The organism is Frankia sp. CgKIO3 (assembly GCF_977946435.1).
The window spans coordinates 1-3,416 of the sequence record NZ_CDWTMO010000265.1; the positions used below are offsets into that span (position 1 = coordinate 1).

A 3,416-nucleotide genomic window follows, 5' to 3' on the forward strand; every position below is an offset into this window, starting at 1 on the left:
GGCATTGAGGCAAGCCCGATGATGAGACTGCCCAGGCCCATGCCCATAATCGTGGTGCTAAGCGTCCTGCGGCGGCCGATCCGGTCGGCGAGAATCCCGAGGATCAGCGCTCCGACCGGGCGGGCGAAGAATCCGACGGCGAAGATCGCTAACGTCGACATCAGCGGCACCAGGCTGCCTCCCGGGCTGGCCGGGAAGAACTGCGTGGAGAAGTACACCGCAAGCATCGAGTAGATGTACCAGTCGAACCATTCGACGGCGTTGCCGACGGAAGCGGCCAGGAGCTGCCGATAGTGGTTGGTCCGCTCTCGGAGGCCGGTTGTTGCTGTCATCGAAGCGGTCATGGGTTGCTCCCCTGTTGGGCGGCGGCCGAGACCGCCAGCTCGGGACGTCGAGCTCTGATGGGCCCGATAGCGGGTACGGATTCCCAACAGGATGTGGCGTGCGACACATTGGAGGCTACGGGCGGGATGCCAACGTGGCGCCCCTTGCTTCGTAGGCGGCTACGAAACCGGCGGGGCTGCCGTCTCCGCGTGGAAGGCCCAGGACAGTTCCACCAGGGTGTCGGTGTCGTCCAGGGGCCGCCCGGTCAGCTCCTCGAACCGGGCTAACCGGTAGCGCAGCGTGTTGACGTGTATGTGCAGCGCCTCGGCGGTCCGCGGGATGTTTTACGGCCATTGGCCAGGTAGCAGCGGAGCGACTCGACGACTTCCTCCCCGAACGCACCGGTGCCCCGGAGCGGCTGGAGGTAGCGGGCCCGCATCAGTGCGGTCACGTCCGCGGCGCGCGGCACGGCCACCCGCCAGCCGAGGCCCTCGAGGGTGTGCACGCCCTCGTTGTGGCGCAGTCGGGCCGCGGCCAATACGTCGTTGGCCACCGAGAAGGACGTCGCGACCCGGTCCAGCGGCCCCTCGGGCCCGGCGGCGACCAGCAGCCCCGGGACCGCGGGTGGCAGCCCCGACACGATCCCCACGAGCCGGCCTTGGGAGGGCGCCAGGAGCAGGACCACGTTGCTGCGCCGGCATCCCCGGTTGATCAGGTTGAGGGCCTGGTCCAGCTCCGCTTCCGGTAAGGCGGCAGTGCACACCGCCCGCAGGTGTGTGTCGCGCCGCACGTGGTAGCGGATGCACCCCTGCTCAATCTGCGTCGGCGACAGGGTGCCGGCGAGCAGCCCGGCGAGCCATTCGTCCCTGCGCCTTCGGTCCGCCACCGCATGCGACAGGCCGTACTCGCGGTAGGCGCTCGCCGCACGAGCGGAGAACACGTCACTCAGCTTCCACAGCAGCGAGGTGAGGGTGAGCGACTCGGGGTGGTCGACCCCGAACTCCTGGGCGCGATCCACCAGCCGGTCCTGGATGCTCGCTATGCAGATGCGGAAGCCGCCCATGATGTCCTCGATCGGCACGCCCTGCTGGAGCCGTTCCAGCGTTGTGCGCTCGGCCTGCCAGATCTCCGAGCTCGGCGGCACGACGCCCGCCCGCAGGGTGCGGCACGCCAGCACGACGTTGCGGTGGATGCTCGTCACCAGCGCCTCGGTCGGGACCACCTCATAGGCCGGGATCTCGCGCCGGACACGCTCGATCGTGGGATCCACCAGTCCCTCGTCGCGTTCCAGCGCAGCGGTGAGTTCTCGCACACGGTCGTCGGACGTCCGCATCATCATGGGATTATCCTGCCCGGCGGTGTCGTCGGCACCCCGGTCCTCGCCCCAACGGCGCGCGTGGCACCCGTGCTTGTCGCGCGTGTTCAGGGATCTGTCACCGCTGTTCTATCTCGGATCTTTTGGTGGGTCCAGAATCAAACCCTACCGCTCGCCTAGCCGGCCGTTCCCCGCCGGATCCAGACGATTCCGAAGGCAGGGATCGACGCCAAGCTCCCGAGGAGACGCAGATGACGACACTGGTCAATCCCCTCCAACATTTCGCTCCAACGCACACGGAAGTCGACGATCTTCCGTGGGTTCCGTTCACGCCTTACACGAACGAGGTGGAATTAAAGATCCTTCATGTGGATCTGGTCAAGAGCGAGACACAAATGCTTCTGCGGGCGCCGGGGGGAGCCTCGCTGGGTGTGCATGACCATTATGGTCGCGTGCTTGTCTACACCATTCGAGGGAAATGGCGGTACGCGGAGCACGCCTGGGTGTCGGGGCCGGGTGACTTCGTGTACGAGGTCGCCAACAGCAGGCACACGTTCATTGTGGAGCCTGACGAGGGCATCGAGGTGTTCATCTCGGTTGAAGGAGCTATTGCTTTCCTCGGCCCAAACGACGAGATCATCGGCATCGAGCAGGCCCATACGTTCGCCGAGCGATACAACGAGTACTGCAGGAAGCACGGGATCATCCCGGTTGACCTGACCAGCTTCGCCCTCTCGTAGCCAGTCGGTCGCTACTCGTACACCACGGGCGTGGACTCCACTACCGCGACTTACCTGGGCTTCCCGCACGTCTTTCCACTGCTTATGCGGCCCTACGCGGTTGGCCGTGAGCCGTGTTTGAACACCAGCGTTCAGTGACCGCCTGCTGTGACGGGGTGTGACCGTGCAGGGCTCGGGGAAAGGGACACACCCGCCGATGACGAACGGCCAGGTCAGCGACCTGGCGTCGGCCGTGCGAACCGGCTGTCGCTGCGGGCGGCGCTGCCCGACGTGTCGGTGCTCGGGATCGACGACCAGCGGCGCGGCTCGCCGCGTTTCCACCGCGACCCGCTCACCGGGGCGTGGGTGACCGACGCCGACCGCTGGCAGACGGTGCTCATCGACTCCGCCGGCGATCAGGGGCTGCTCGGGTCGTCGAGCGGAGGGCTCCGAAGCCCGTGACCAGCTGGATCCTTGCCCAGCCCGCGGCCTGGCGTGCCCGGATCAGCGCCGTGACCATCGGCATGTCCACGACCTACAAGGCGGTCGCCCGCGCCGCGCTCCCGCACGCCCAGTTGGCCGTGGACCCGTTCCACACCGCCCAGCTCGGCAACAAGGCCATCAGTGACGTACGCCGCCGTGTCAGCCACCAGCTACGCCACCGCCGCGGCCGTGCCACCGACCCCGAGTACACGATCAAAGACCGGCTGCTGTGGGGCCCGGATGCGCTTTCCGACCGCGGGCGCCGCCGCATCCTCGAGACCTTCACGGTTCTCGAGGACCTCGACGGTGAGGCCGCCCACGCGCTGCGCACCGCCTGGAACGCCAAGAATCTGCTGCTCGACCTGCTCGCGCTCTCCCCGGCCCGCACCGGCGTCGCGACCACCCCGCACCGACATCGCCAGGGCCCTGACCAGGTTCCTCGGCTACTGCGCGACCTTCGGAAAGGACGTCCCCGAGGTCGTCACCCTTGCCGAGAGGATCTCCGACTGGCGCAACGAGATCGCCACCGCGATCCTCCTCGGACTCTCCAACGCCGCCGAGGCTTGTCTTCCGCA

At 67.4% G+C, this 3,416-nt stretch carries 6 protein-coding genes; 3 read left to right on the forward strand and 3 right to left on the reverse strand.

Features of this window, described 5'->3' with window-relative positions; translation table 11 throughout:
• The 3 genes from AC08OJ_RS19285 to AC08OJ_RS19295 all read right to left on the reverse strand — a co-directional run.
• Positions 1-332: MFS transporter (locus AC08OJ_RS19285; RefSeq protein WP_476596472.1), on the reverse strand; the 332-nt coding region annotated here is incomplete at its 3' end.
• A 171-nt stretch (positions 333-503) separates the two neighbouring features.
• On the reverse strand, positions 504-665 hold the full coding sequence (locus AC08OJ_RS19290) for a helix-turn-helix domain-containing protein (RefSeq protein WP_476596476.1): 162 nt from the start codon (positions 663-665) through the stop codon (positions 504-506).
• A complete protein-coding gene (locus AC08OJ_RS19295) occupies positions 608-1,663 on the reverse strand; it encodes an RsbRD N-terminal domain-containing protein (protein ID WP_476596473.1) in 1,056 nt (351 codons plus the stop codon). Before AC08OJ_RS19295 ends, AC08OJ_RS19290 begins: the two co-directional genes overlap by 58 nt.
• A 227-nt stretch (positions 1,664-1,890) precedes the next feature.
• Between AC08OJ_RS19295 and AC08OJ_RS19300 the strand changes: the two genes are divergently transcribed.
• The 3 genes from AC08OJ_RS19300 to AC08OJ_RS19310 form a co-directional block, all read left to right on the forward strand.
• Positions 1,891-2,379 (forward strand): 2,4'-dihydroxyacetophenone dioxygenase family protein, encoded by a 489-nt coding sequence (locus tag AC08OJ_RS19300; RefSeq protein WP_476594696.1) that lies wholly within the window; start codon positions 1,891-1,893, stop codon positions 2,377-2,379.
• Positions 2,380-2,526: 147 nt separating this feature from the next.
• Positions 2,527-2,820, forward strand: a complete 294-nt coding sequence (locus AC08OJ_RS19305; protein WP_476596474.1) for a hypothetical protein — start codon at positions 2,527-2,529, stop codon at positions 2,818-2,820.
• The coding region (locus AC08OJ_RS19310; RefSeq protein WP_476594694.1) for a transposase at positions 2,817-3,416 on the forward strand (600 nt) is incomplete at its 3' end. The genes AC08OJ_RS19305 and AC08OJ_RS19310, both read left to right, overlap by 4 nt.